The organism is Streptomyces sp. NPDC001890 (genome assembly GCF_042891445.1).
Lineage (GTDB): Bacteria > Actinomycetota > Actinomycetes > Streptomycetales > Streptomycetaceae > Streptomyces.
In genome coordinates this window covers 19,920-42,133 of record NZ_JBIATE010000007.1, presented here as the reverse complement: position 1 = coordinate 42,133, position 22,214 = coordinate 19,920, and the positions used below count along the sequence as shown (strand labels likewise).

At 72.2% G+C, this 22,214-nt stretch carries 22 protein-coding genes; 18 read left to right on the top strand and 4 right to left on the bottom strand.

Annotated features, from left to right (window positions below; all coding sequences use genetic code 11):
- Positions 1-438: 438 nt before the first annotated feature.
- The 5 genes from ACFYY1_RS19655 (at position 439) to ACFYY1_RS19635 (ending at position 3,766) form a co-directional block, all read left to right on the top strand.
- On the top strand, positions 439-1,245 hold the full coding sequence (locus tag ACFYY1_RS19655; RefSeq protein ID WP_388587009.1) for a MarR family transcriptional regulator: 807 nt from the start codon (positions 439-441) through the stop codon (positions 1,243-1,245).
- Between the two features lie 181 nt (positions 1,246-1,426).
- Positions 1,427-2,161 (top strand): DUF6879 family protein, encoded by a 735-nt coding sequence (locus tag ACFYY1_RS19650; protein WP_388587006.1) that lies wholly within the window; start codon positions 1,427-1,429, stop codon positions 2,159-2,161.
- Between the two features lie 9 nt (positions 2,162-2,170).
- A complete protein-coding gene (locus tag ACFYY1_RS19645; protein WP_388587003.1) occupies positions 2,171-3,007 on the top strand; it encodes a helix-turn-helix domain-containing protein in 837 nt (278 codons plus the stop codon).
- Between the two features lie 233 nt (positions 3,008-3,240).
- The gene (locus ACFYY1_RS19640) at positions 3,241-3,441 is read left to right on the top strand and encodes a hypothetical protein (RefSeq protein WP_388587001.1); all 201 of its coding nucleotides are present in this window, start codon (positions 3,241-3,243) and stop codon (positions 3,439-3,441) included.
- Between the two features lie 169 nt (positions 3,442-3,610).
- On the top strand, positions 3,611-3,766 hold the full coding sequence (locus ACFYY1_RS19635) for a hypothetical protein (RefSeq protein ID WP_388586999.1): 156 nt from the start codon (positions 3,611-3,613) through the stop codon (positions 3,764-3,766).
- A gap of 70 nt (positions 3,767-3,836) precedes the next feature.
- Here ACFYY1_RS19635 and ACFYY1_RS19630 read toward each other — a convergent pair whose 3' ends face one another.
- Positions 3,837-4,739 (bottom strand): LysR family transcriptional regulator, encoded by a 903-nt coding sequence (locus ACFYY1_RS19630; protein ID WP_388586997.1) that lies wholly within the window; start codon positions 4,737-4,739, stop codon positions 3,837-3,839.
- A gap of 163 nt (positions 4,740-4,902) precedes the next feature.
- Here ACFYY1_RS19630 and ACFYY1_RS19625 point away from each other — a divergent pair, with 163 nt between their 5' ends.
- Positions 4,903-5,883 (top strand): DMT family transporter, encoded by a 981-nt coding sequence (locus ACFYY1_RS19625; protein WP_388586996.1) that lies wholly within the window; start codon positions 4,903-4,905, stop codon positions 5,881-5,883.
- Positions 5,884-5,965: 82 nt separating this feature from the next.
- Positions 5,966-6,397 carry a DUF3592 domain-containing protein gene (locus tag ACFYY1_RS19620; RefSeq protein ID WP_388586994.1) on the top strand — a complete coding sequence of 144 codons (432 nt, stop codon included), beginning with the start codon at positions 5,966-5,968 and terminating at the stop codon, positions 6,395-6,397.
- A 28-nt stretch (positions 6,398-6,425) separates the two neighbouring features.
- Here the strand turns inward: ACFYY1_RS19620 and ACFYY1_RS19615 are convergent, their stop codons facing one another.
- On the bottom strand, positions 6,426-6,944 hold the full coding sequence (locus tag ACFYY1_RS19615) for a hypothetical protein (RefSeq protein ID WP_388586992.1): 519 nt from the start codon (positions 6,942-6,944) through the stop codon (positions 6,426-6,428).
- A gap of 204 nt (positions 6,945-7,148) precedes the next feature.
- Between ACFYY1_RS19615 and ACFYY1_RS19610 the strand changes: the two genes are divergently transcribed.
- The 10 genes from ACFYY1_RS19610 (at position 7,149) to ACFYY1_RS19565 (ending at position 19,012) form a co-directional block, all read left to right on the top strand.
- A complete protein-coding gene (locus ACFYY1_RS19610) occupies positions 7,149-7,946 on the top strand; it encodes a TIGR03084 family metal-binding protein (RefSeq protein ID WP_388586989.1) in 798 nt (265 codons plus the stop codon).
- Positions 7,943-9,658 carry an acyclic terpene utilization AtuA family protein gene (locus tag ACFYY1_RS19605; protein ID WP_388586987.1) on the top strand — a complete coding sequence of 572 codons (1,716 nt, stop codon included), beginning with the start codon at positions 7,943-7,945 and terminating at the stop codon, positions 9,656-9,658. Before ACFYY1_RS19610 ends, ACFYY1_RS19605 begins: the two co-directional genes overlap by 4 nt.
- A 54-nt stretch (positions 9,659-9,712) precedes the next feature.
- Positions 9,713-11,320, top strand: a complete 1,608-nt coding sequence (locus ACFYY1_RS19600; protein ID WP_388586984.1) for an acyl-CoA carboxylase subunit beta — start codon at positions 9,713-9,715, stop codon at positions 11,318-11,320.
- Between the two features lie 7 nt (positions 11,321-11,327).
- On the top strand, positions 11,328-13,409 hold the full coding sequence (locus tag ACFYY1_RS19595) for a biotin carboxylase N-terminal domain-containing protein (RefSeq protein WP_388586981.1): 2,082 nt from the start codon (positions 11,328-11,330) through the stop codon (positions 13,407-13,409).
- A complete protein-coding gene (locus ACFYY1_RS19590) occupies positions 13,406-14,578 on the top strand; it encodes an acyl-CoA dehydrogenase family protein (RefSeq protein WP_388586979.1) in 1,173 nt (390 codons plus the stop codon). Before ACFYY1_RS19595 ends, ACFYY1_RS19590 begins: the two co-directional genes overlap by 4 nt.
- A 69-nt stretch (positions 14,579-14,647) precedes the next feature.
- Positions 14,648-16,261, top strand: coding sequence for a 4-coumarate--CoA ligase family protein (locus tag ACFYY1_RS19585; protein ID WP_388586976.1), 1,614 nt, complete (start codon positions 14,648-14,650; stop codon positions 16,259-16,261).
- 26 nt (positions 16,262-16,287) lie between these two features.
- Complete coding sequence (locus ACFYY1_RS19580; RefSeq protein WP_388586973.1) at positions 16,288-17,025, top strand: enoyl-CoA hydratase family protein; 738 nt, start codon at positions 16,288-16,290, stop codon at positions 17,023-17,025.
- Positions 17,013-17,606 (top strand): TetR/AcrR family transcriptional regulator, encoded by a 594-nt coding sequence (locus tag ACFYY1_RS19575; RefSeq protein ID WP_388586970.1) that lies wholly within the window; start codon positions 17,013-17,015, stop codon positions 17,604-17,606. The genes ACFYY1_RS19580 and ACFYY1_RS19575 overlap by 13 nt, the downstream gene beginning before the upstream one ends.
- Positions 17,607-17,684: 78 nt before the next feature.
- The gene (locus ACFYY1_RS19570) at positions 17,685-18,230 is read left to right on the top strand and encodes a GNAT family N-acetyltransferase (RefSeq protein ID WP_388586967.1); all 546 of its coding nucleotides are present in this window, start codon (positions 17,685-17,687) and stop codon (positions 18,228-18,230) included.
- Between the two features lie 194 nt (positions 18,231-18,424).
- Entirely contained in the window at positions 18,425-19,012 is a 588-nt protein-coding gene (locus ACFYY1_RS19565) for a hypothetical protein (RefSeq protein WP_388586964.1), read from the top strand.
- Positions 19,013-19,081: 69 nt separating this feature from the next.
- On the opposite strand, the gene ACFYY1_RS19560 is transcribed toward ACFYY1_RS19565, so the two are convergent.
- On the bottom strand, positions 19,082-19,726 hold the full coding sequence (locus tag ACFYY1_RS19560; protein WP_388586961.1) for a hypothetical protein: 645 nt from the start codon (positions 19,724-19,726) through the stop codon (positions 19,082-19,084).
- A gap of 494 nt (positions 19,727-20,220) precedes the next feature.
- Positions 20,221-21,330 (bottom strand): citrate synthase 2, encoded by a 1,110-nt coding sequence (locus ACFYY1_RS19555; RefSeq protein ID WP_388586958.1) that lies wholly within the window; start codon positions 21,328-21,330, stop codon positions 20,221-20,223.
- Positions 21,331-21,550: 220 nt separating this feature from the next.
- On the opposite strand from ACFYY1_RS19555, the gene pdxH reads away from it, so the two are divergent.
- Positions 21,551-22,177 carry a pyridoxamine 5'-phosphate oxidase gene (gene pdxH, locus ACFYY1_RS19550; RefSeq protein WP_388587544.1) on the top strand — a complete coding sequence of 209 codons (627 nt, stop codon included), beginning with the start codon at positions 21,551-21,553 and terminating at the stop codon, positions 22,175-22,177.
- Positions 22,178-22,214 lie beyond the last annotated feature (37 nt).

Here is a 22,214-nt window from a genome sequence, read left to right as displayed (position 1 = left end):
GGGCTCGGGGCCGGGTCTTGAGCTTCGGGCTTCGAGGGCCGGGATCCGGGCATCGGGATTCGAGCGGTGTCTTCCAATCGGTGGGGAAAAGAAGGTGGTTGGGAAAACCTCCCCACCCTCCCGGACCCGTCACGGCCAGCAAGTATGACTAGTCGTGACCGACTTGCGGCGCGGAGTCGCGACTGCTTACGGTGCCAAATGAACGACCCCGACGCGGTGTTACAGCACCGGCCGGGGTCTGGCCCCAAGATCGAGCACCTGAAAGGCGATCCCGTGGTTGTTTCAGACCTTAGCCCTGCCCCGTGCGCGTCCGCATCCTCGCGCGTCCACCCGAAGGCCAGGCCCGGATACGGAAAGCGTTCCGTCCCGGCGCAACGACCGCCCCACGAGGGTGATTTCGCGCTGCTGCCCGAGCGTGAGCGGCATATCGCCGGTTACGTGGATGCGTTGCCCGACGGTGCGGCGATGGACATCAAGTCGCTGGCCCGGAGCCAGCCGCTGTACGGGCAGATGGCCGTCGGCAGCGCGTTACGGGCCCTGGGGGTGGCCGGTCATCTGCGGCACGTCCGGTGCCTGAGCGGCGAGAACGGCGGCCAGGTCCGCTGGGTCACCCGCACCTTCTGGTCCCGCACCGCCCGCGACAACGAGTGGTGGAACGCCTTCCTGACCGCCGAGGAACGCGACTTTGCACCGCAGGAGGCCGCAGAGGTCGCGGCGACCACCGCGCCCCCGCCGTGCGTTCCCGTAGAACCCACCGCTCCTGAGGCGGATGCCTCGTCCGGAGCGCTCGCGTCCGTACTGGCGCAACCACCCCTCACGACGGTGCCGCGACAACGCACCACGGAGCCGGTGCCTGTGCCGCAGGTGGCCGAGGGGCGTCCCTCTCCCGCTTTCCTGGCCCTGGCCCATCTCGGCCGTACCGATTCCCGCCTGGCCCTCTCGGTGGCGGACTGCGCGGCACTGGAACAGATGGCCGCCGAGTGGTTCGCGCGAGGCGTGGACGCCGATTACCTGACGCACGCGCTCACCGCCGGGCTCCCCGCGTCCGTCGACTCCCCGTTCGGCTTCGTCCGCCGCCGCCTCCGCGACAAGCTCCCGCCCCGCCTGCCCGCCTCCACCTCGGCCGCGCCGGGAACTCCCGTGTGCCGTCTGATGGTCGAGTGCACCGAGTGCGGCGCACCCGGGCGGCCCGAAGCGTTCCGCGACGGCCTCTGCCGCCCCTGCCGCGAACCCGACCCGGCCTGAGCAGCTGCTGCGGCACCCCCTGCCAAGCGGCAGAACGTGTCGAACACCCACCCAAGTGTCACGTTCGCAACGCAGGCAGGGGTGCTGTCCACCTGGCCGGCAGGGGGATTCCGGCGCTCTGTTGTGTCGCCGACCCGCACGGCTACGGTGCGCCACAGATCACTACCCACAGGAGGGGTTCATGGTCCGAAAACTGCGCAAGGTCGGCACCAACTCGGGCAACGACGGATGTCCGACCTTGTACGAGATCCCTGGTACCGATCGATACGTCGTCCAGGGCGACCGCGTTACCGACGCAGCCGAACTCAACCAGCTCGACAACCTCAGCCCCGAAGAAGGTGCCGTCACCGTCCCGCGTGAACTGCTCGCGAACTTCGGCCCCAAGGAGCCCGTGCACGTGCCCCAGTTCATCACCTTCGACGCGTTCGGAGGCATGTTCGCCAAGCTGAAGCACTCGGCTTGGAGGCTGGAGACGCGCCGCCGCTACGCCTCGGACGAGGAGACCGACACCTATCGGCAGTTCCTCGCCGAGGGGCGCGTCGACTGGGACCTCGACGACCCGTGGTGCACCGGACGACGCGATCAGTCCGCGCTCGGTAAACGGTTCGAGCGCGTCCGCATTCTCGACGAGCCGCCCACTCCGGGGCAGCGCTACCTCCTCGACAACGCGCGCCGCAACGCCGCGGTGGGCGAGAACATCCGCGTTCTGTTCCGCAGCGGGGCCGTCGAACTCCAACTGCCCCAAGAAGATTTCTGGATCTTCGACAGCCGAGTTGTCGCTCTGCTCCACCACGACAACGCCGACGAGATGACCGGAGTCGAGCTGATTACGAACCCCGTGGATGTCCTCCGATACGCGCAGGTCCGCGAGGCCGCCTGGCACCACGCCGTGCCCTACGACCAGGTGCAAAGGTAACTTCGCCGTGTGAGCACTGACTTCCAGCACGCCCGCGAGGCGCTCGGCCGTCGGCTCCGTGAGCTGCGTGGCACGACGACGCAACGGGCGTTGGCGGCCGAGCTGGGGTGGCCGCAGGCCAAGGTTTCCAAGCTGGAGACCGGACGGCAGACGGCCACCCCGGATGACCTCACGGCGTGGGCCACGGGCATCGGGCGACCCGAGGCTGCCGAAGAGCTCCACGCCCACGTCCAGGGTCTGGAGACCCGGACCCGGTCGTGGCGCCGCCAGTTGAGTGCCGGTCACCGACCGGTACAGGACGCCCTCACCGTCGAGTACGAGCGATCGGCCGAACTGCGGGCGTGGCAAGGGGCCATGGTCGTCGGCATGCTCCAGACCCCGGACTACGCCCGGCACGTCTTCACCGGGTTCGCCGCGCTCTATCGGTCGCCCCGTGACATAGAGGCAGCGGTACGGGCCCGTATGCACCGCCAGGACCTGCTTTATCAGTCGGGCCGAACGTTCGACATCGTCATGTGGGAGGCAGCACTCCACGCCGGAGTGTGCCCTCCCGGTGTGCTCGCCGCTCAGCTCGACCGACTCGTCGGCGCGATCGGGCTGGACACCGTCCGGCTCGGCATCGTCCCGCTGGGCGCACGGGTGGCCATCCCGCCGGGGCCGGGGTTCTGGCTGTATGACGACCGGCTGGCCATCGTCGAGGACTGGCACGCCGAACTCTGGATCGACGACCCCGAGAGCACCGGTGTGTATCGACGGGTGTGGGACAGCCTCACCGCATCAGCTGTGTACGGGACCGGCGCGCACCGGCTGATCGCGCGGGCGCGGGCACAGCTGAACCTTTCGTGAGCATCATCGGGAATCACGCTGGGCGGGCAGAGAATATTCGCGAATCGTGGCCGCCTCTGATTCTCCTGAGCTCCTAACCTGCTGGGCATGGCCTTATGGACACGTGCTCCGGGCTCGGAACGGCTGGCGTCCTGCGCCCCGGACCCGGCACTGATTCACCGCAAGCGGGCAGTCGGCGCACTCGCGCCCGTCCGCACCGACAGCGGCGTGGGGACCCGGACGGAGGTGTTCCGATGACTGCGACGGGTGTATCCCGCGAACCTCCCCCGGTCGCGTCGCTGTCGACCGCCCAGCAGCGCGGCGTGTGCTGTGTGTTCTGCGGTGTCACGCTGTCCGCCGGAACCGCCGTCGACCTCGGCCCCCGGGCGATCGACGTATTCGGGTCCACCGTCCATTGGTTCCCCCGTTCCTGCCGGAAGGACATGCCGACGTGATTCCCCTGACGAAGACCGTCCGCTCGCGCGGCGACGAGGCGTACCGGGCATTCCTCGGTCACACCTGCACGTGCGCTGCCTGCCGGTGTGCGCCGTGTCCGGTCGCGGTCCGGCTCGGCCGGGTGTGACGGGAGGGCCGCCGGTGAGGTGCGACCACTGCCAACAGCCCATGGCTCCCGGGGAGTCGAAGACGTACGACATCCCCGGCGCGACCGGTCCCGGCATCACGATCCGCGTCCACGAGCGTCCGTGCGCGCTGCCCGCGTCGGCGCGGCCGAAACCGTACCCGTACCCGTACCCGCAGCCCCGCGACCGGCAGCGCTGAGCTCCCCCTCGCGGAAGCGACAGCGCCTGCTGGGCGGGGGTGCCGGGCAAGCGTCCGCCGCGGGCGGGGCTCAGTCGCCGGTGGCGTCCTGGCGCAGGATCTCGTGGGCGAGGGCGGTGAGGGCCGGGAGTGCCGGATGCCCCGGGACGTCCCGCCGGGCCAGCAGGACGGGTACGGACGGGGCGTCGACCAGCGGGCGGTAGGCGACCCCGGAGTGCGGGTGCATGCCGGCGGTGGACGCGGCGGAGACCCCGACCCCGCGGCCCGCCGCGATGGCGGTCAGCCAGTCGTCGGTGTTGGCGACGGTGAGAGTGGCGGTGGGCCGGCCGCCCGGCGGCCACAGGTCGACGGTGGTGGTGCCGGAGACGGTGTTCAGGACGACGGTCTCGTCGGCCAGATCGGCGAGCCGGAGCGTGGCGCGGTCCGCGAGCGGGCCGTCCGCCGCCACCGCCGCCACCCGGTCCTCGTCGAACAGCACCTCGGTGACGAGGCCGGGAGCGTCGACGGGCCCCCGCAGCAGCGCGGCATCGACCTCGCCCCGGGTCAGCCCGGCGGTGCGGTCGTCGATCCGCAGCAGTTCGAGCGGGGTCTGCGGGTACAGCTCCTGCCAGCGGCGCAGCAGCGGCGTGGTGTACGGGCCGAACGCCGACCAGGCGTGCCCGAGCCGCAGCGGCCAGTGGCGCAGCCCGCCGGGGTCGAGTGCCTCGTCGAAGGCGGCGACCGCGGCGGCGGCCTTGTCCCGGAAGGCGACGCCTTCGGGGGTGAGGACGAGATGGTGGGTGGACCGGTCGACGAGGCGGATGCCGAGGTGCCGCTCCAGGGCGGCGAGGGTGCGGGAGACCGCGGGCTGGGTGAGGCGGAGCCGGGCGGCGGCGCGAGTGACGTTGCCCTCGTCGGCCACGGCCAGAAAGGCACGCAGATGCCGCACTTCGATGCCGCGACCAGCGCTTTGTCCGTAACGCCCCATGCTCATGCGCGGGGAGCATAACCGGAGCCCGGTCGACATTTCACGTGCGACGCGGAGGTACCTACCGTAAGAGGACGTACCGCACGGACGGAGCGCAGGAGTTCGGTGCAGTATCTTAGATCGCATAGTTCATTGTGTTGAACTGTCGGATTCGGGAGGAACACCGCAGGTGAACGACCAGCGCAGTGCAGCAGGGGCCGCTGTGGCCGTGGAGCGGGCCGCGGCCGTCGCCGTACCCGAGGCGGCCTCCGCCCTGGGCGACGCGGCGGGCCCCGCACGCCCCAAGGGCCGGGGCGCGGCGCTCGCGCCGGTCGCGCTGGTGGTCGGCGGCTGTCTCTCCGTCCAGTTCGGCTCCGCGGTCGCGGTGCTGCTGATGCCCAGGGCCGGTGCGCTCGGCGTCGTCACCCTGCGCCTGGCCGTGGCCGCGATCGTCCTCATGGTCGTCTGCCGCCCGAAGCTGCGCGGCCACTCGCGCGCCGACTGGGGCACGGTCCTCACCTTCGGACTGGCCATGGGCGGCATGAACACGCTCTTCTACCAGGCTGCCGACCGCATCCCGCTGGGCGCCGCCGTCACCCTGGAGGTGCTGGGACCGCTCGCCCTCTCGGTGTTCGCCTCCCGCCGCCTGATCAACGTGGTCTGGGCCGGGCTCGCGCTGGGCGGCGTCGCGCTGCTGAGCGGTGGAGGGCTCGACCGCCTCGATCCGGTCGGCGCCGCCTACGCCCTGGGCGCCGGTGCCATGTGGGCGACGTACATCGTCTTCAGCGCCCGCACCGGCCGCCGCTTCCCCCAGGCGGACGGGCTGGCCCTGGCCATGGTCGTCGCGGCGGTCCTCTCGCTGCCCCTCGGCATCATGGAGTCGGGTTCGAAACTGCTGGTCCCGTCCACGATCGGGCTGGGCGCGGCGGTGGCGCTGCTGAGCTCGGTGCTTCCGTACACCCTCGAACTCATGGCGCTGCGCCGGCTGCCCGCGCCCACCTTCGCGATCCTGATGAGCCTGGAACCGGCGATCGCGGCCGCGGCCGGCTTCCTGATCCTGGACCAGGCCCTGACGACCACCGACGCGCTGGCGATCGCCCTCGTCATCGGGGCGAGCATGGGCGCGGTACGGAGCCAGACGCGGCGCGGGAAGCCCCGCAAGCGCGCCTGATATCGCGGGGCGGGCCCTTGTCGGCCCGCTCCGCGCACGGGACCATGGCGGACCGTCACGCGAGATCCCGCCGGGGGAGCCCATGATCGTCGTCGCCGCCGTCTATTTCGTCGTCGCCGCGGGCGCGGCCGTGATGTTCGGAAGGACCCTGGACCGGCAGCTCCAGGGCCCCCGGCTCCGGGCCGCCTGGGCCGAGGGGCTCACCGCCGAGGCCCGGTGCGTCTCCCTGCGCACCGAGGAGGTCCAGAGCCCCGAGGGCGGCCCCCTCGTGTACACCCACCCCACTCTGGAGTTCCGGACGGACGACGGGCGCACCGTCGGCTTCGAGGAACGTCAGTCACGCCTCACCCCGGCCCGGGGCGACTTCGTGACCGTCCACTACAGCGCCGCGAACCCCGAGGACGCGACGACCCGGGCCCCGTCCTTCGGTATGCGCCACGCCAGGGCCGTGATCACCGCGGCGGGCTGCTCCTTCGCCCTGCTCTCGGCGGTCGTCATCGCCGTGGTCGGCTGACCCGCCGGACCCCCGGCCCCGTTCGCCCTCAGTTGGGGTTGACGGTGTCGAAATACAGGGTGTCGGTCGCCGCGTCGAGGAAGAACCGCCCCTTTGTCAGACCTTCCACCGGTCCGGGGCCCAGGAGCAGCGCGTCGTAGGAGGCGCTGGTCATCCACCGCGCGTGCGCGGGCAGGAACTCGGCCAGCACGTCCGGTACCCCGTGCGGCGCGGCCGGCCCGAAGGCGTGCGCCGGGTCCGCCACGGTCCGGGCCGCGGTCCCGGCGGGCAGCCGGGCCACGCCCACCACCCGGTAGCGCGGGTCCGGGCTCGGCAGGAACTCGCGGTCCTTCGCGTCCCGGTCGTACGCCAGCCAGTGCGCCCCGCCCAGCCGCCCCGCCTCGCCGAACCTGCGCCGCAGCGGGGCGAGGTCCGTCCGCACCCGCTCGCGGTCCGGCACGGGACCGTCGGTGGAGGCGTACACCGTCCCCCCGACCGCGGCCGCCGCCGCGACGCCGATGCCCAGCGACAGCCAGGCGCGACGGCTCGGCCCCCTCGAACGCTTCATGTACGTCGCCCCCCGCGTGTCGTGTCGTCGATGGCGACGACGGCGACGAGCGTAACGCCGCGCGGCCCGGCGCCCGTTGTGGGCGTACGGAATCGCGCAGGGCCCCGAGGAACATCCGCAGAAAATAATGCAAGCATGCTTGCTTGTTTATTGGTCCGCTGTCATGCTCCTGGGCACACCGCCACGCCCCGAGGGGAGCGCACCGTGCCCGATGTCGCAGCCGTGATCGACGATCTGCGCGACGAGAGCCAGGAACTCGACGCACTGGTACGGGAGTTGAGCGCCGGCCAGTGGGCCGCCGCGACCCCCGCCCCCGGCTGGAGCATCGCGCATCAGATCGCCCATCTCACCTGGACCGACGAGGTCGCGCTGCTCGCCGCCACCGATGCCGACGCCTTCGCGGGGGAGGTGGCCAGGGCCATGGAGGCGCCCGAGTCCTTCGTCGACCGGGGCGCCGAGGAGATCGCCGCCGCCCTGGACCCGGAGGCGTTGCTCGCGCGGTGGCGGGCCGGGCGGGAGCGGCTGGAGGCGGTGCTGCGCCGGGCCCCGGCGGGCACCCGGATCCCCTGGTACGGGCCGCCGATGAGCGTCGCGTCCATGGCGACGGCCCGGATCATGGAGACCTGGGCGCACGGCCAGGACGTCGCCGACGCCCTCGGGGCCACCAGGACCCCCACCGCCCGGCTGCGGCACGTCGCCCGGATCGGGGTGCGGGCCCGCGACTACGCCTATCTGGTACGGGGGATCAAGGCGCCCGGGGAGGAGTTCCGGGTGGAGCTCGAAGCCCCGGGCCACGGGCCGGTCGTCTTCGGGCCCGAGGACGCGCCGCAGCGGGTCACCGGCCCGCTCGTCGACTTCTGCCTGCTCGTCACCCAGCGCGCGCACCGCGACGACCTCGCCGTCCGGGCGACCGGCCCCGACGCCGACCAGTGGCTCGACATCGCCCAGGCGTTCGCCGGGCCCGCCGGACCGGGCCGCGCACCCCGGGGAGCAGGCAAGTGACCGCACCGCTGCGGATAGGGAACGCCTCCGGGTTCTACGGCGACCGCTTCGACGCCCTTCGCGAGATGCTCACCGGCGGCCCCCTCGACGTCCTCACCGGGGACTACCTCGCCGAACTGACCATGCTCATCCTCGGCCGGAGCAGGCTCAAGGACCCCGCGCGCGGCTACGCCACCACCTTCCTGCGCCAGCTCGAAGAGGGACTCGGGCTCGCCCACGAACGCGGGGTGAAGATCGTCGCCAACGCGGGCGGACTCAACCCGGCCGGACTGGCCGACGCCGTACGGGAGCTGGCGCGGAAGCTCGGCGTCCCGGTGCGCGTCGCCCATGTGGAGGGCGACAGCCTCCCTGTGCCCGAGGGGTTCCTCACCGCCAACGCCTACCTCGGCGGCGCCGGGATCGCCGCCTGCCTCGACGCGGGCGCGGACATCGTCGTCACCGGGCGGGTCACCGACGCGGCCCTCGTCACCGGACCCGCCGCCGCCCGCTTCGGCTGGGGGCCCGGCGACCTGGACGCGCTCGCCGGGGCCGTCGTCGCCGGGCACGTCCTGGAGTGCGGCACCCAGGCCACCGGGGGCAACTACTCGTTCTTCCGGGGCCACGACCTGCGCCGGCCCGGTTTCCCCGTGGCCGAGATCCACGCCGACGGCTCCTGCGTCATCACCAAGCACGACGGCACCGGCGGCGTCGTCGACCTCGGCACCGTCACCGCCCAACTGCTGTACGAGACCGGCGGCGCCCGGTACGCCGGACCGGACGTCACCGCCCGGCTCGACACCGTACGGCTGACCCAGGACGGACCCGACCGGGTCAGGATCTCCGGCGTACGCGGCGAGGCCCCGCCGCCCACCCTCAAGGTCGGGCTGAACCGGCTCGGCGGCTGGCGCAACGAGGTCGTCTTCGTGCTCACCGGCCTCGACATCGAGGCCAAGGCCCAGCTGGTGCGCGAACAGTTCGCGGACGCACTCGCCCGCTCCGGCGCCGAACCGGACGAGGTGCGGTGGGAGCTGTCCCGGACCGACCGGGCCGACGCCGCCACCGAGGAGACCGCGAGCGCCCTGCTCCGGCTCGTCGTCCGCGACCAGGACCAGGAGACCGTCGGGCGCGCGGTCTCCGGCGCCGCGATCGAGCTGGCGCTCGGCAGCTACCCCGGCTTCCACGTCACCGCCCCGCCCGGCAAGGGCGCACCGTACGGGGTGTTCGAGGCCCGGTACGTACCGGCCGGCGAGGTCCCGCACATCGCCGTGCTCCCCGACGGGAGGCGGCTGGACCTGGTGCCGCCCACGGCGACCCGATCGCTCCAGGACGTCGAGCAACCGCCGTTGCCCGCACCCCTGTCGGACCCCGGGCCCACCCGGCCCGCCCCGCTCGGCCGGATCGCGGGCGCCCGCAGCGGCGACAAGGGCGGGGACGCCAACGTGGGCGTGTGGGCCGTCGACGACGACGCCTGGCGATGGCTGGCCCATGAGCTGACCGTCGAACGCTTCCGGGAACTGCTGCCGGAGACCGCCGGACTCACCGTCGTACGCCACCTCCTGCCGAACCTGCGCGCCCTGAACTTCACCGTCCACGGGCTGCTCGGCGAGGGCGTCGCCGCCCAGCACCGGTTCGACCCGCAGGCCAAGGCGGTGGGGGAGTGGCTGCGCTCCCGGCACCTGCCCATTCCCGTATCGCTGCTGGAGACCGTCCACGCACCGGAGGCGCACGCATGACCCTTCACGGACTGGAGGCGCACGCATGACCGTCCACGTACCGGAGGTGCACGCATGACCGTCCTGCCCACCGCGCTCGACAGCACGAGCCCCGAATACGCCGCCAACCGCACGGCCATGCTCGCCAAGCTCGACGAACTGGCCGCGGAGCACACCAAGGCGCAGGCGGGCGGCGGCGAGAAGTACGTGGCGCGGCACCGCTCGCGCGGCAAGCTCCTGGCCCGCGAACGCATCGAGCTGCTGATCGACGAGGACACCCCGTTCCTGGAGCTCTCGCCGCTCGCCGCCTGGGGCAGCGAGGCCCCCGGGTACACGGTCGGCGCCTCGCTCATCACCGGGATCGGGGTGATCGAGGGCGTGGAGTGCCTGATCACCGCCAACGACCCGACCGTACGCGGCGGCGCCTCCAACCCCTGGACCCTGAAGAAGGCCCTGCGGGCCAACGAGATCGCCTTCGCCAACCGGCTGCCCTGCGTCAGCCTCGTCGAGTCGGGCGGCGCCGACCTCCCCTCGCAGAAGGAGATCTTCATCCCCGGCGGGGCGCTGTTCCGCGACATCACCCGGCTCTCCGCGGCCGGCATCCCCACCGTCGCCGTCGTCTTCGGCAACTCGACCGCGGGCGGGGCGTACGTCCCCGGCATGTCCGACCACACCGTCATGATCAAGGAACGGTCCAAGGTCTTCCTCGGCGGACCGCCCCTGGTGAAGATGGCGACCGGCGAGGAGAGCGACGACGAATCGCTCGGCGGCGCCGAGATGCACGCCCGCACCTCCGGGCTCGCCGACCACTTCGCCGTCGACGAGCAGGACGCGCTGCGCCAGGCCCGCCGGATCGTCGCCCGCCTCAACTGGCGCAAGGCACACACCGATCCAGGCCCCGCCGAGCCGCCCAAGTACGACGAGGACGAGCTGATCGGCATCGTGCCCGGCGACCTGAAGGTGCCCTTCGACCCCCGCGAGGTCATCGCCCGGCTCGTCGACGGTTCCGACTTCGACGCGTTCAAACCGCTGTACGGGACCAGCCTGGTGACCGGCTGGGCGAGGCTCCACGGCTACCCCGTCGGCATCCTCGCCAACGCGCAGGGCGTGCTGTTCAGCGAGGAGTCGCAGAAGGCCGCCCAGTTCATCCAGCTCGCCAACCAGCGCGACATCCCGCTGCTCTTCCTCCACAACACCACCGGCTACATGGTCGGCAAGGAGTACGAGCAGGGCGGCATCATCAAGCACGGCGCGATGATGATCAACGCGGTGTCGAACTCGAAGGTCCCGCACCTGTCCGTGCTCATGGGCGCCTCGTACGGGGCCGGGCACTACGGCATGTGCGGCAGGGCGTACGACCCGCGCTTCCTTTTCGCCTGGCCCAGCAGCAAGTCCGCCGTCATGGGCCCGCAGCAGCTCGCCGGGGTGCTGTCGATCGTCGCCCGCGCCTCCGCCGCCGCGAAGGGGCAGCCCTACGACGACGAGGCCGACGCCGGACTGCGCGCCATGGTCGAGCAGCAGATCGAGTCCGAGTCACTGCCGATGTTCCTGTCCGGCCGGCTGTACGACGACGGGGTCATCGACCCGCGCGACACCAGGACCGTCCTCGGGATGTGCCTGTCCGCGATCCACACCGCCCCGGTCGAAGGCGCCCGCGGCGGCTTCGGCATCTTCCGGATGTGAGGAAGACATGATCAGCACCCTCCTCGTCGCCAACCGGGGCGAGATCGCCTGCCGGATCTTCCGCACCTGCCGGGCGCTCGGCATCGCCACCGTCGCGGTGTACTCCGACGCGGACGCCGACGCGCTCCACGTACGGGAGGCCGACACCGCCGTACGGCTGCCCGGCGCCGCCCCGGCCGACACCTACCTCCGCGGCGACCTCGTGGTGCGCGCCGCGCTCGCGGCCGGTGCCGACGCCGTCCACCCCGGCTACGGATTCCTCTCCGAGAACGCCGGATTCGCCCGCGCCGTGCAGGACGCCGGACTCCTCTGGGTGGGCCCGCCGGCCAAGGCCATCGACCTGATGGCGTCCAAGACCCGCGCCAAGGAGCTGATGGCCGCCGCCGGGGTGCCGCTCCTCGCCCCCGTCGACCCGGAACGGGCCACCGCCGACGACCTGCCGCTGCTGCTCAAGGCGGCGGCGGGCGGCGGCGGACGCGGGATGCGGATCGTGCGCGAACTCGCCGAACTGCCCGACGGGTTGACGGCGGCTGCCGCCGAGGCGGCGGCCGCGTTCGGGGACGGCGAGGTCTTCGCCGAGCCGTACGTGGAGCGCGGCCGGCACGTCGAGGTCCAGGTCATGGCCGACGGGCACGGCGGGGTCTGGGCGCTCGGCACCCGCGACTGCTCGCTCCAGCGACGCCACCAGAAGGTCATCGAGGAAGCCCCCGCCCCCGGACTCGACGACACGCTGCGGGGCCGGCTGCACGACGCCGCCGTGGCCGCCGCGCACGCCGTCGGCTACCAGGGAGCGGGCACCGTCGAGTTCCTGCTCGCCGCCGACGGGCGCCCGTACTTCCTGGAGATGAACACCCGCCTCCAGGTCGAGCACCCCGTCACCGAAGCGGTCTTCGGCCTCGACCTCGTCGCCCTCCAACTCCGCATCGCCGAGGGCGAACCCCTGCCCACCACCGCACCCCCCGCACCGCACGGGCACGCCGTCGAGGCCCGCCTCTACGCCGAGGACCCCGCCCGCGACTGGCAGCCGCAGACCGGAACACTGCACACCTTCCACGTACCCGACGAGCCGGGCCTGCGCCTCGACACCGGGTACACCGACGGCGACACCATCGGCGTCCACTACGACCCGATGCTCGCCAAGGTCGTCGCCCACGCCCCCACCCGCACCGAGGCCGTACGCCTGCTCGCCCGCGCCCTGGAACGCGCCCGCATCCACGGCCCGGTCACCAACCGCGAGCTGCTCGTACGGTCCCTGCGCCACCCCGACTTCCTCGCCGCCCGCCTCGACACCGGCTTCTACGACCGCCACCTGGACGCCCTCACCCCGGCCCCCGCCCCGGACGATCCCGGTCCCCGCCTCGCCGCCCTGGCCGCCGCCCTCGCCGACGCCGCCGCCCGGCAGCAGGCACCCGGCCCCGGCCCGGCCCGCTTCGGCGCGTGGCGCAACATCTCCTCCCTGCCCCGGACCAAGCGCTACCGCGCCGAACCCGACGGCACCGAACACGAGGCCGCCTACCGCACCACCCGCACCGGCCCCGTGCCCGAAACCGGAGAACGCGTCATCGCCGCCCGGCCCGACCGCGTCACCCTCGAAACCGGCGGCACCACCGCCGAAACCGACCGCACCACCGCCGAACCCGGCGGCACCACCCTCGAAACCGACCGAGCCACCACCCCGTCCGGCGGCATCACCCGCCACTTCGACATCGCCGTCCACGGCGACAAGGCGTACGTCGACACCGCCACCGGCTCGTACACCCTCACCGCCCTGCCCCGCTTCACCGACCCCACCGACCGCACCGAACCCGGCTCGCTGCTCGCCCCCATGCCCGGCACCGTCGTCCGCGTCGCGGACGGGCTCGCCGAAGGGGCGGCGGTCACGGCCGGACAGCCGCTGATCTGGCTGGAGGCGATGAAGATGGAACACCGCATCCTCGCCCCCGCCACCGGCACCCTCACCGCACTCCACGCCGCACCCGGCCTCCAGGTGGAGGTCGGCACCCTGCTCGCCGTCGTACAAGACGCACAGACCGTCGCACAAGACGCACAGACCGTCGTGCAAGACGTACAGGAGGAACCGAAGCGATGAGCACCGTCCTCGAAACCGAAGAGCACCAGGCCCTGCGCGCCGCCGTCGCCGCACTCGGAAACCGCTACGGACGCGACTACATGACCTCCGTCGTACGCGACGGCGCCCACCCGCGCGAACTGTGGACCGAAGCCGCCAAGCTCGGCTACCTCGGCGTGAACCTCCCCGAGGAGTACGGCGGCGGAGGCGGCGGCATGGCCGAACTCTCCATCGTCCTTGAGGAGTTGGGCGCGGCCGGCAGCCCTCTGCTGATGATGGTGGTCTCCCCGGCGATCTGTGGCACCGTCATCGCCCGGTTCGGCACCGAGGCCCAGAAGCAGCAGTGGCTCCCCGGCCTCGCCGACGGCAGCCTCACCATGGCCTTCGGCATCACCGAACCCGACGCCGGATCCAACTCCCACCGCATCACCACCACCGCCCGCCGGGACGGCTCCGGGGCGGACGCCGACTGGCTGCTCACCGGCCGCAAGGTCTTCGTCTCCGGCGTGGACACAGCCGACGCCACCCTCGTCGTCGGCCGCACCGAGGACGCCCGGTCGGGCCGGCTCAAGCCCTGCCTCTTCATCGTCCCCCGCGACGCCCCCGGCTTCGGGCGCTCGCAGATCGACATGGAACTCCAGGCCCCGGAGAAGCAGTTCGAGCTGGTCCTCGACGACGTACGCCTCCCCGCCGACGCACTGGTCGGAGACGAGGACGCCGGACTCCTCCAGCTCTTCGCCGGACTCAACCCCGAACGCGTCATGACCGCCGCGTTCGGCATCGGCATGGGCCGCTACGCACTCGCCCGCGCCGTCGAGTACGCCAAGACCCGCCAGGTGTGGAAGGAACCCATCGGCTCCCACCAGGCCATCGCCCACCCGCTCGCCCAGGCCCACATCGAACTCGAACTGGCCCGGCTGATGATGCAGAAGGCCGCCCGGCTCTACGACGACGGCGACGACATCGGCGCCGGCGAGGCCGCCAACATGGCGAAATACGCGGCTGGCGAAGCCTGCGTCAAGGCCGTCGACCAGGCCGTGCACACCCTCGGCGGCAACGGCCTCACCCGCGAATACGGCCTCGCGTCCCTGATCACGGCGGCCCGCGTCGCCCGGATCGCCCCCGTCAGCCGGGAAATGATCCTGAACTACGTGTCCCACCAGTCCCTGGGCCTCCCCAAGTCGTACTGAGCCACGGCAGTCTGTCCCCGAGGCCACCGCCGCCGTCACCGTCACCCCGCCGCCCCGAAGGGACCCGCCATGGTGCACGTGTTCCACAGCGACCACCCCGCCGTACCGGTACTCGACCTGCCCATCCATGACGCGGTCCTGGGAGAGGCCACCGCCGCGTACGGCGACACAGTGGCCCTGATCGACGGGGCGGCGGACGACGGCTCCGCCCTCACCTACCGGCAGCTCGACGCCTTCCACCGCGAGATCGCCGCGGCGCTCGCCGAGGCCGGGGTGCGCAAGGGCGACGTACTGGCCCTGCACAGCCCCAACACCATCGCCTACCCGGCCGTGTTCTTCGGCGCGACCCGGGCCGGCGCCACCGTCACCACCGTCCATCCGCTGGCCACGGCGGAGGAGTTCGCCAAACAGCTCCGCGACTCCTCCGCCCGCTGGATCGTCACCGTCTCCCCGCTCCTGGACACGGCCCGCGAGGCCGCCGCACGCGTCGGATCCGTCGAGCAGATCCTCGTCTGCGACCGGGCCGAGGGACACACCTCCGTACTCGACATGCTCGCCACCACCGCACCCGAACCCCGCGTCACCATCGATCCCGGCGAGGACGTCGCCGCCCTGCCCTACTCCTCCGGCACCACCGGAACCCCCAAGGGCGTCATGCTCACCCACCGCTCCATGGGCACCAACCTGGAGCAGCTCCGCCCCTTCGTCCCCATGGGCCCCGGCGCCCGCATCCTGGCCGTTCTGCCCTTCTTCCACATATACGGGCTCACCGCCCTGATGAACGCCCCGCTGCGGATGGGCGCCACCGTCGTCGTGCTGCCGCGCTTCGACCTGGACCAGTTCCTCGCCGCGATCGAGAAGCACCGGATCACCGGCCTGTACGTGGCCCCGCCGATCGTCCTCGCCCTCGCGAAACACCCCGCGGTCGAGCGGTACGACCTCTCCTCGCTGGAGTACGTCGTCAGCGCCGCCGCCCCGCTCGACGCCGAGCTCGCCGCCGCCTGCTCCCGGCGCCTGGGACTGCCGCCCGTGCGCCAGGCGTACGGCATGACGGAACTCTCGCCCGGCACCCATGTCGTCCCGCTCTCCGCCGAGAACCCGCCCCCGGGCGCGGTCGGCAGGCTCCTGCCCAGTACCGAGATGCGGATCGCCCGGCTCGGCGGCGACGACCCCGAGGACGCCCCGGCCGGCACCGACGGCGAGATCCTGATCCGCGGCCCGCAGGTGATGAAGGGCTACCTGGGCCGCCCCGAGGCCACCGCCGACATGATCGACGCCGACGGCTGGGTGCACACCGGCGACATCGGACACGTCGACGCCGACGGCTGGCTGTTCGTCGTCGACCGGGTCAAGGAACTCATCAAGTACAAGGGCTACCAGGTCGCCCCCGCCGAACTCGAAGCACTGCTGCTCGGCCACGAGGCGATCGCGGACGCCGCCGTCATCGGCGTGCACGACGCCGACGGCAACGAGGTCCCCAAGGCCTACGTCGTCCGCCAGCCGTCCGCACCGGACCTCACGCCGGACGACGTCATGGCGTACGTCGCCGAGCGCGTCGCCCCGTACAAGAAGATCCGGCAGGCCGAATTCATCGACGCGATCCCACGCGCCACCTCCGGCAAGATCCTCCGCCGCGAACTGCGCGACCGGGAGAAGCACCCCAGGAATGCTGCCGGGTCCTGACGACACCACAAGGAGAAGACCGACCCATGACGGCGCTCGCCGGCCCCACGCACGACCGGGGCATCACCACCCTCACCCTCGACTCGCCCGCCAACCGCAACGCACTCTCCGCTGCCCTGGTCGGCGAGCTCACCGCCGCCCTGGACGCCTGCGCGGCCGACGACACCGTACGGGCCGTCGTCCTCACCCACACCGGCAACACCTTCTGCGCGGGCGCCGACCTGACCGCACCGCCCGACCCGGCGGCCTTCGTCGCCCTGATGCGGCAGATCGTCGCCCTGCCCAAACCCGTCGTCGCCCGGGTCACCGGTCACGTACGGGCGGGCGGCCTCGGCCTGCTGAGCGCCTGCGACATCTCGGCGGCCGGGCCCGACGCCTCCTTCGCCCTCACCGAATCCCGCCTGGGCCTGGCCCCCGCCGTGATCTCGATGCCGCTGCTGCCCCGCACCGACCCGCGCGCCGCCGCCCGCTACTACCTCACCGGTGAACGCTTCGACGCCACCGAGGCCGCCCGCATCGGCCTGATCACCCTGGCCGCCGGTGAGGTGGACAAGGCACTCGTCCCCGTCCTGGACGGCCTGCGCAAGGCGTCCCCCCAGGGGCTGACGGCATCGAAGGAGCTGGTCACAGCTACTGTGCTGAGCAACTTCGACCAGCACGCCGAAGACCTCATCGCCCGCTCGGCGGCCCTCTTCGCCTCCGCCGAGGCCCGGGAAGGAATGACGGCCTTCCTCGAACGACGGGACCCCGCATGGGAGTTGTGACGCCCCCCACCGACCGGACCCCCAAGCAGGACCGCAGCCGTGCCACCCGCCGCCGGCTCCTCGAAGCGGCCGTCTCCTGCCTCGCCGAACACGGCTGGGCGGGCTCCACCGTCTCCGTCGTCGCCGAACGCGCGGGCGTCTCGCGCGGCGCCGCCCAGCACCACTTCCCCACCCGCGAGGACCTGTTCACCGCAGCCGTCGAATACGTCGCCGAGGAACGCTCCGCCGCCCTGCGCGCCCTGCCCGTCCAGGGCCGCACGGATGTGATCGCCGCCCTCGTCGACCTCTACACCGGCCCGCTCTTCCGCGCCGCGCTCCAGCTCTGGGTGGCCGCCTCCAACGAGGCACCCCTGCGCCCCCGGGTCACCGAACTCGAAGCCCGCGTCGGACGTGAGACCCACCGCATCGCCGTCGAACTCCTCGCCGCCGACGAGACGAAGCCCGGCGTACGCGAAACCGTCCAGGGCCTCCTCGACATGGCCCGCGGCCTGGGCCTGGCCAACGTACTCACCGACGACACGGCCCGGCGCCGCAGGGTCGTGGCACAGTGGGCCGCGCTGGTGGAGGACGCGCTGGGGTGACAGGCCCCTCCGAGGGCAGGCGCGTGGTCGGCCCCCGGATATCCTTCCTCGTTCCGGACAGGCCAGGGAGCCCGCACCATGAGCAGCACCACCGCATCACCCTTTCCCGAGCGCATCGAGCTCACGGGGGAAGGCATCGTCCTGCGCGACTGGACCGAAGGCGACCTGGCCGCGATGCCGGATCTGTTCGACCACCCCGACACCGCGTACTGGACACCCCTCGTCTCCCCCTTCGACGAAGCTGCCGCCCGCGCCCGGCTGGACAAGGCCCGGCGGCTGCGGGCGGAGGGCACGACCATCCTGCTCGCGATCGCCACCGACGGCGGCGCGGCGCTCGGTGAGGTGATGCTGCGGCGCGCCCCCGAGGGCACCGAGCTCGGTTACGCGGTCGGCCCGGCCCACCGCGGCCAGGGGCTGGCCACGCGGGCGGTGCGGGTGATGGCCGCGTACGCCTTCGAGCAGCTGGGCGTGGAGCAGGTGATCCTGGAGCTGGAGGCCGAGAACGCGTCCAGCGTCGCGGTGGCCACGAAGTCGGGATTCCGCCTGCTCGATGTACCGCTGATCGAGGGGGAGGAGAAGGGACGGCCGTACGTCCTGCAGACGTGGGGTCTGAACCGCCCCTGACGCAAAGGGGCGCATGGTTCGTGAGGGTCCGCAGGGGGCAGGGCCGGTGCATGGCCGGGTACGGGACGATGTCGTTCCACCTCAGGACCGATCGGCATCCTGTCCCAGAAACATGCGATGCTGCGAGCCCAGGCCCTCGGTGCCCGAAGACACCTCGGGCCGCACACATGGGCCGCTGAGGAACCGGGGGAATCATGGGGGACTACTTCCAGACGGTCGTCGACCTCGACGCCACCGAGCGGGAGGCGCAGGAGCTCGGGGCCCGGGTCCTGGACTGGCTGATCGCGGAAGGGATCGTGGCGGCCGAGCGCACCGACTGCGTCCTGGGCGGCGACGGATACGGTCACGCCCCCGGCCCGCACTTCACCAAGGCCGTCGACGACCCGGACCCGGTCGACCTGTGGTCCAACGGGTTTCACGTCCAGACCGGCCGTACGGTCTTCGACAGCGGCCAGGGAGACGCGGGCGCGGCCACCTGCCCGCTCTGCCGGACCGAGATCCGGCTGGTCGACGAGGTGTGGCAGCCCATCGAGTCCGCCTGGGATCCCTTCGAGGGGCGGTTCCAGGACTGGGCCGAGGACGGTGGCGAAGGGATCGTGGACTGCCCGTCCTGCGCCCGGCCGTCCGGGATCGACCGGTGGAGCTGGGAGCACGACCACTACGCGTGCGGGTACCTCGGGTTCACGTTCTGGGGCTGGGCGGAGCTCACGTCCGACTTCACCCGGGAGATCGGCCGCAAGCTGGGCGGCCACCGCACCGTGCTCCTTGCCGGGAAGCTGTAGAGCGTGGGCCGCGGGCCGGGCATGCCGTCAGGGACGGGATGCCCGGCCCGCGGACACGGGAACGGCTGATCAGCTGGTCCAGACGACCGGGCTGTCGCTGTACGCGTCACCCTCCTCGAACGAGGCGACCGCGATGGGGTCGGTCTTCGTGGCGCTGAGCGAGCAGGTCTCGTACGACGCGCCCTTGGTGGTGAAGTCGCGGGGTGCCGTCTCGCTGTCGCACTTGCCCGGGAGGTCGCCGATCAGAATGACGCCCGTGGGGCCTCCGCCTTCCAGCTTGCCGCGCAGCCTCAGCGACGAGTACGACAGGTCGGTGCCGCCGACGTTCTCCACCTTCATCCGGATGTAGTAGGGCGTCATGCCCTTCGCCTTGTCACCGAAGGAAGCCATGTCGGCCTCGGCGCCCTTCTCGATCGCCGTGACGGTCACGGCGACGGTGCCCTTCTTGTCGGTCCCGTACTTGAACGGCAGGACCGCTCGGTCACCTATCTTGAACTTCGTGCCCGGTGCGGCGACGTCACCACCGGCCGGAGCGGCGGCGTCGTCGCTGGGGTCCGCGGACGGGCTCTTGCTGCCCGGGTCGGACGACGCCGGGGCGGAGGCCGGCGGCGAGTCCTGCGTCGATGCCGCGTCCTCGCCGTCGTTGCAGGCCGTGAGCCCGAGCGCCAGGGTGGAGAGGGCAACTGCGGAGACGATGCGTCCCTTGTGTGTCATTTTGACCTAACTGGCAGTGAGGGCTGCCCATACGGCAGCCGGAACGTTCAACTGGGCAAAGCACCCGGCCATGTGACCGGACGCGCCGACGCGGCACGACGACGGCGGTGCGTCAACGAGGCGCGCCACGACGCCATCTCAGGCTGTGGCGGGAATGACACAGACTCGCCACAGGTACGGCACAGGCACGGCACAGGGCGCGCGGCGGGTGCGGCACAGGGCGCGCGCGAGGCGTGCGGCACAGGTGCGTGACGGGCGCGGCACGGCTCGGAGAGCGTGGCTCCTGCGGCCGGCCTCGTCGAACACGGCTGGGCGGGCTCCACCGTCTCCGTCGTCGCGATGCGCGCCGACGTCTCGCGCGGGGCCGCCCAGCACTGCTTCCCGACCCGCGAGGGCCTGCTCACCGGAGCCGTCGGGTACGTCGCCGAGGAACGCTCCGCCGCCAGCGGACGGACGGGGTGCCGCGGAGTCTCCCGTCCGTCCGGAGCCGGGCCTCAGTTCCCCAGATCCGCCAGCTGCTCGTACCCCGGGATCTCCCGCGGATCACGCGAGCCCGGCCCCACGTAACGCGCCGAAGGCCGCACCAGCCGGCCCGTGCGCTTCTGCTCCAGGATGTGCGCCGACCAGCCCGCCGTACGGGCACACGTGAACATCGACGTGAACATGTGCGCCGGAACCTCCGCGAAGTCCAGCATGATCGCCGCCCAGAACTCCACGTTCGTCGCCAGCACCCGGTCCGGACGCCGCGCGTGCAGCTCCTCCAGGGCGGCCTTCTCCAGCGCCTGCGCCACCTCGAAGCGCGGCGCGCCCAACTCCTCGGCCGTACGCCGCAGCACCCGCGCCCGGGGGTCCTCCGCCCGGTAGACCCGGTGCCCGAAGCCCATCAGCCGCTCGCCCTTGTCCAGGGCCTTCTTCACGTACGCGATGGCGTCGCCGGTCCGCTCGATCTCCTCGATCATGCCGAGCACCCGGGACGGCGCACCACCGTGCAGCGGACCGGACATGGCGCCCACCGCACCCGACAGCGCCGCCGCCACGTCCGCGCCGGTCGACGCGATGACGCGGGCGGTGAACGTCGAGGCGTTCATGCCGTGCTCGGCGGCCGACGTCCAGTACGCGTCGACGGCCTTCACATGCTTGGGGTCCGGCTCGCCCCGCCAGCGGATCATGAACCGCTCGACCACGGAGTTCGCCTTGTCGATCTCGCTCTGCGGGACCATCGGCAGCCCCTGCCCGCGCGCCGACTGGGCGACGTACGACAGCGCCATCACGGCGGCCCGCGCCAGATCGTTGCGCGCCGTCTCCTCATCGATGTCGAGCAGCGGCCTCAGACCCCACACGGGAGCGAGCATCGCCAGCGCGGACTGCACATCGACCCGGATGTCCCCGGAGTGCACCGGGATCGGGAACGGCTCGGCCGGCGGCAGACCGGGGTTGAACGCCCCGTCGACCAGCAGACCCCAGACGTTGCCGAACGACACATGGCCGACGAGATCCTCGATGTCGACACCCCGGTAACGGAGCGCACCGCCTTCCTTGTCCGGTTCGGCGATCTCCGTCTCGAACGCGACGACTCCCTCTAGTCCCGGTACGAAGTCGGACATGGCGGCTCCCTCGGTCGACGGCTCTGCGCGGGCCACAGTGGCCTGCCTCAGATACTGGCGGGTCACCCGGGACACGGGGAAGCGTGACATCCGGCACAGGACCTCGAATCGGCCCCGCCCCCGCGCCACCCTCCTTGCCTGGCCGGGACCGCCGCTGCGGCAGGATGACCCCGTGCCCACCGCAGATTCACCCTCCGATTCCATCACCGATCCGGCCGCGATGCGCGAGCAGTACCGCTCCGAGGGCTTCACCGAGGACACGCTGGCCGCCGACCCGATGCAGCAGTTCGCCCACTGGTTCCGGCAGGTCGCCGTCGGCGGGCTGCTCCACGAGCCCAACGCCATGGTGGTCTCCACCGCCACCCCCGAGGGCCGGCCCTCCTCGCGCACCGTGCTGCTGAAGAAGTACGACGAGCGCGGCTTCGTCTTCTTCACCAACTACGAATCCCGCAAGGGCCGCGAGCTGACCGCCAACCCGTACGTCTCGCTGCTCTTCCCCTGGCACCCGATGGCCCGCCAGGTCATCGTCACCGGCCGGGCGGACCGCGTCGGCCGCGACGAGACGGCCGCCTACTTCCGCACCCGCCCGCACGGCTCCCAGCTCGGCGCCTGGGCGAGCCCCCAGTCGACGGTGATCGGCTCCCGCGACGAGCTGCTCGCCCGCTACGAGGAGCTCGCGGCCCGCTACCCCGAGGGCCAGCAGGTCCCCGCGCCCCCGGACTGGGGCGGTTTCCGCGTCGTCCCCGACACCATCGAGTTCTGGCAGGGCCACGAGAACCGGCTGCACGACCGGCTGCGGTACGTACGCGAGGGCGATCAGTGGCGCGTCGAGCGCCTGTGCCCGTAGCGGCCCCGCCCGGACATGCAGAGACCCGCAGGCTCTG

Excerpts from the sequence above, each read along its gene's own strand:
- ACFYY1_RS19595 (WP_388586981.1), top strand. The coding sequence starts at position 11,328 with ATGATCAGCACCCTCCTCGTCGCCAACCGGGGCGAGATCGCCTGCCGG.
- ACFYY1_RS19620 (WP_388586994.1), top strand. The coding sequence starts at position 5,966 with ATGATCGTCGTCGCCGCCGTCTATTTCGTCGTCGCCGCGGGCGCGGCC.
- ACFYY1_RS19635 (WP_388586999.1), top strand. The coding sequence starts at position 3,611 with ATGGCTCCCGGGGAGTCGAAGACGTACGACATCCCCGGCGCGACCGGT.
- ACFYY1_RS19585 (WP_388586976.1), top strand. The coding sequence starts at position 14,648 with ATGGTGCACGTGTTCCACAGCGACCACCCCGCCGTACCGGTACTCGAC.
- ACFYY1_RS19630 (WP_388586997.1), bottom strand. The coding sequence starts at position 4,739 with ATGAGCATGGGGCGTTACGGACAAAGCGCTGGTCGCGGCATCGAAGTG.
- ACFYY1_RS19555 (WP_388586958.1), bottom strand. The coding sequence starts at position 21,330 with ATGTCCGACTTCGTACCGGGACTAGAGGGAGTCGTCGCGTTCGAGACG.
- pdxH (WP_388587544.1), top strand. The coding sequence starts at position 21,551 with ATGCGCGAGCAGTACCGCTCCGAGGGCTTCACCGAGGACACGCTGGCC.
- ACFYY1_RS19560 (WP_388586961.1), bottom strand. The coding sequence starts at position 19,726 with ATGACACACAAGGGACGCATCGTCTCCGCAGTTGCCCTCTCCACCCTG.
- ACFYY1_RS19565 (WP_388586964.1), top strand. The coding sequence starts at position 18,425 with ATGGGGGACTACTTCCAGACGGTCGTCGACCTCGACGCCACCGAGCGG.
- ACFYY1_RS19615 (WP_388586992.1), bottom strand. The coding sequence starts at position 6,944 with ATGAAGCGTTCGAGGGGGCCGAGCCGTCGCGCCTGGCTGTCGCTGGGC.
- ACFYY1_RS19650 (WP_388587006.1), top strand. The coding sequence starts at position 1,427 with ATGGTCCGAAAACTGCGCAAGGTCGGCACCAACTCGGGCAACGACGGA.
- ACFYY1_RS19590 (WP_388586979.1), top strand. The coding sequence starts at position 13,406 with ATGAGCACCGTCCTCGAAACCGAAGAGCACCAGGCCCTGCGCGCCGCC.
- ACFYY1_RS19575 (WP_388586970.1), top strand. The coding sequence starts at position 17,013 with ATGGGAGTTGTGACGCCCCCCACCGACCGGACCCCCAAGCAGGACCGC.
- ACFYY1_RS19600 (WP_388586984.1), top strand. The coding sequence starts at position 9,713 with ATGACCGTCCTGCCCACCGCGCTCGACAGCACGAGCCCCGAATACGCC.
- ACFYY1_RS19640 (WP_388587001.1), top strand. The coding sequence starts at position 3,241 with ATGACTGCGACGGGTGTATCCCGCGAACCTCCCCCGGTCGCGTCGCTG.
- ACFYY1_RS19570 (WP_388586967.1), top strand. The coding sequence starts at position 17,685 with ATGAGCAGCACCACCGCATCACCCTTTCCCGAGCGCATCGAGCTCACG.
- ACFYY1_RS19580 (WP_388586973.1), top strand. The coding sequence starts at position 16,288 with ATGACGGCGCTCGCCGGCCCCACGCACGACCGGGGCATCACCACCCTC.